Below are 3696 nucleotides of genomic sequence, written 5' to 3' on the forward strand. Positions count from 1 at the left end.
ATATATTATCTCCTTTAAACTCATTTTTTTCTCCAAAGATTCGAGATTTATTTAAATTTAGTTTACTATCACTAATATTTGTAGAACTCATACTTAAATCTGATAATTCTAAATCAAGATTTAATTTGTTAATCGTTGAATCAGTAAGGTCAACATCAATTGCATTACCCTTAATCCCTACATTCTTAAGCGTTGCATTCTTAATACCTATTGAACCAACTCTATCATTTATAGAAATTTTATCTATGTTTTCGATAGGTCCTTCAATTACCAATTTCAATTTAGATGATTCTTCGTCTAGTATTCCTATTGGTTTTTGTTTTAATAGCTTGTTAGAGATACTAATTACGCCATTTTTTTCTTCGACCTCTATAGGACTCACATAGTCTGATTTTAAATTTTCAATCTCTACATTGTAATTTTCACTTGTATTGGATATTAACTCTATATTTGTAATATTTGTATCAATTTGTAATTCTTTGATTTTTTCAAATGTTTCTGTTCCTGTATAACTAGATGCCACTACAGGATCTAACCCATTTTTGTCAATATAATATTCATCTTCAGATAATTTTAGGTTCAGCTTTCCTCCCATATTGCATCCGACAAGAGTTAAAACCATACCTAATGCCAAGGTAATCCATAATTTCTTTTTCATATTAAAACCCCTTTCTAACTATTGATATTTCTTTCCTTGATTCTTTTTATTATTAATTTCCCAATTAGGTTAATTATTTCAATCAATATCCCTGTTGCTGAAATAACTAAAAGTATTACTCCCAGTAGCAAAAATAAACTTGCTATCGAAAATCCACCTAAAAAGAAATTTTTTACTGTTCCAATAACAAATAAGATTGCCGTGAAATAAGTAGCAGCTATTAAAAAAATAGCTGTAAACAATAAAGCCAAGAATACTATTAATCCTACCAAAATTGTTGGTAGTGATAAAATACTTAAGGTAATTATTGGTATCCCTTTAAAAATTTTCTTAATCGAACTATTTTCATCTTCCCAGTTATCTATTTTCATAGATAAATTTAAATCCTTGGCAATTTTATTTACATCATATTGATTTGGTATTTGATCTTCATCCGCTAAATTCATTTCATCAAATAACTCTGAGTAAAATAGAATTGCCTCTTCTCTTTCTTTGTTATCAAATTTCTTTAATTTTTTTTCCAAAGTTTGTAAAAAAGATTTCCTAATCATCTCTACCCTCCTTACTTTTCATAATAAAATCATCTACTGTATTTTTATACTTTGACCAGCTTTCTAATTGCTTCTCCAATTCTTTTTTTCCATCGTCCGTTAAAGTGTAATATCGCCTACTTCTTCCATTTATGGATTTATTATATGTTGCAAGATAATTGGATTTTTGCAACCTTCTTAATACTGGATAAACGGTAGATTCTGAAATATTAAATTCATCTGATAACTCCTGGGTTAACTTGTACCCATAGGTATCTTCTTTATCGATTGCTATTAAAACACATAGCTCTAAAACTCGAGTATCTATTTCAAACAATCCCAATCACCTCACTTTTAAATCTATTATGCTATATGTCATATAGTATCCTTGTCTATATTATATGCCGTATAGTATTAGTCGTCAATAGCTTAATTGCATTTTTCTTAGTATTCTCATTTTGACAACTGATGTCTTCATATTAGCAGCTAGTTTTTATATTATATGTTATATAACATTAAGATCTCCTGATGTGGATATATCTAGATGTCCTTATCATGAAAAAAATAAAATGCTATTTTTTACAATTTTCTTAAACCGACTTATATTTAATATCTAAAACAATATTTATTCATACAAAACCATAAATTGAACTTTCAATCCAATTTTAGAGAAGGTCATATATCATGTATAATATAAAGCAAAACAGCCCAATAATATGAGCTGTTTACTAATCAATCTGAACTTCCAGTCCAGATTTAAATATTACTTTAAGCTTTTCATCATTAACAACTATCTTCTCTATAAGTTTCCTCACCAATTCTTCATCATAGCTTTCTAAATCTAATTCTTGATTGTCTAAAAACTCTTCTAATTGAATTAGTCTGCTTTGTTCATTCTTCTCCTCCGCTAAATCTAGAAGTATCTTTTCTTTTTCATTCCTTAATTCTTCCACTCTGTCTGCAAGCTCTGTATAATCTTTCTTGGCATTAGCTACTTTTAAAAGTTCTTCTTGAACTTTTAGCATTTCTTGGTCTATTTCTTTGATTCTGCTACTTCCATTACCTGTGATGGCTTTTTCTATATTCTCTTTTATTATTTCTTTTAATTCACTGCTTTCAGATATAAGTTGATTAATGGCTTCTACCACTGCCTCTTGTAGGTCTTCTTCTCTTATGGTTCTTGCTTCACATGCTTCTGGTCCATGGGTTACTCTTGTGCAACACCTCCAAACAGTATATTTCTTCCCTCTGTTGTTCCAAGCAATTCTTCTGTAAATATCCCCACATTTAGAGCAATAGACAATACTTGAAAGTGCGTATTTGCTGGAATAAATTCTTCTTTTTCCTTTTCCACTTACCATATTAGCTCGTCTATCCATTTCTTCCCCAACTCGCATGAAGATTTCTTTAGGTATGATGGCTTCGTGGCTATTTTCTACATAATATTGAGGAGCAATCCCATCATTTTTTACTCTCTTCTTATTTAGGAAATCCACTGTGTAGGTCTTTTGTAAGAGGGCATCCCCCATATATTTTTCATTAGTTAATATTTGATTGAGGTTTGATACATGCCACTTCCTATTTCCTGCTCCATTTACTATCTTGTCTTTCTCTAGTCCTCCCTTTATATCTCGTAGGCTTGCTCCTTCTAAATATTCTCTGTAGATCCTTTTTATAATTTTTGCTTCTTCAGGAACGATGACAAGTTTTCCATCTTCGTCTTTTGTATAGCCTAAGAACCTATTATGGTTTACTTGCACTTGACCTTGTTGAAATCTGTATTGAAATCCCAACTTCACATTTTGCGATAAGGATTGACTTTCCTGTTGTGCAAGAGATGCCATAATGGTAAGGAGGACTTCTCCCTTGGCATCCATGGTGTTGATGTTTTCTTTTTCAAAATAGACTGGGATGTTGTTTTCTTTTAGTTTACGAATATACTTTAAGCAGTCCAGGGTATTTCTAGCAAACCTTGATATGGACTTTGTAATGATATAGTCGATATTTCCTTCCATGGCTTCTTCAATCATTTTATTAAAGCCAGCTCTTTTCTTGGTGTAAGTTCCACTGATTCCTTCATCAGAAAAAACTCCCGCAAATTCCCAATCTGGATTTTTCTTAATATAGTTTGTGTAATGGTCTACTTGAGTGTCATAAGAAGTTGCCTGTTCATCGCTATCTGTTGATACCCTCGCGTAAGCTGCCACTCTCAGTTTCTTCTTTTCTGATTCCTTGATGGAATTTCCTTTTTTCTTCTTCGCTGGTATTACTATAACCTTACTATTCATCATCTATCGCCTCGATTAAATTGTACTGGTGGCTTGCTCGTTCAAAGGGATCTATTGGTAGAATTCCTTCCTCTTTATACCTAAACTTACAAGGAACTTTAATAATCTTCTCTTCCTTTTCCCAAACTCGTCCCATGGCCACTGCCCTTTCCTTTAACATTTGACCTGCCTTTTCAAAGCTCTCTCTATCTATTATCTTGGGATAGATTTCGTTTCCTAA

At 31.6% G+C, this 3696-nt stretch carries 4 protein-coding genes and 1 pseudogene; all 5 read right to left on the reverse strand.

Going from position 1 to position 3696, the window contains the following annotated elements:
* A partial coding sequence (locus tag PEPTYR26121_RS08905) for a DUF4097 family beta strand repeat-containing protein (protein WP_180501072.1) occupies positions 1-658 on the reverse strand: 658 nt, incomplete at its 3' end.
* Positions 659-672: 14 nt separating this feature from the next.
* Positions 673-1209 (reverse strand): DUF1700 domain-containing protein, encoded by a 537-nt coding sequence (locus PEPTYR26121_RS08910; RefSeq protein WP_180501074.1) that lies wholly within the window; start codon positions 1207-1209, stop codon positions 673-675.
* On the reverse strand, positions 1202-1525 hold the full coding sequence (locus PEPTYR26121_RS08915; RefSeq protein WP_019117232.1) for a PadR family transcriptional regulator: 324 nt from the start codon (positions 1523-1525) through the stop codon (positions 1202-1204). Before PEPTYR26121_RS08915 ends, PEPTYR26121_RS08910 begins: the two co-directional genes overlap by 8 nt.
* Before the next feature lie 391 nt (positions 1526-1916).
* Positions 1917-3476 carry a recombinase family protein gene (locus PEPTYR26121_RS08920; protein ID WP_180501076.1) on the reverse strand — a complete coding sequence of 520 codons (1560 nt, stop codon included), beginning with the start codon at positions 3474-3476 and terminating at the stop codon, positions 1917-1919.
* Positions 3469-3696: pseudogene (locus PEPTYR26121_RS08925) on the reverse strand (recombinase family protein); the annotation flags it as partial. The pseudogene PEPTYR26121_RS08925 and the gene PEPTYR26121_RS08920, both read right to left, overlap by 8 nt.

The sequence above is a fragment of the Aedoeadaptatus nemausensis genome, assembly GCF_903819165.1.
GTDB lineage: Bacteria > Bacillota > Clostridia > Tissierellales > Peptoniphilaceae > Aedoeadaptatus > Aedoeadaptatus nemausensis.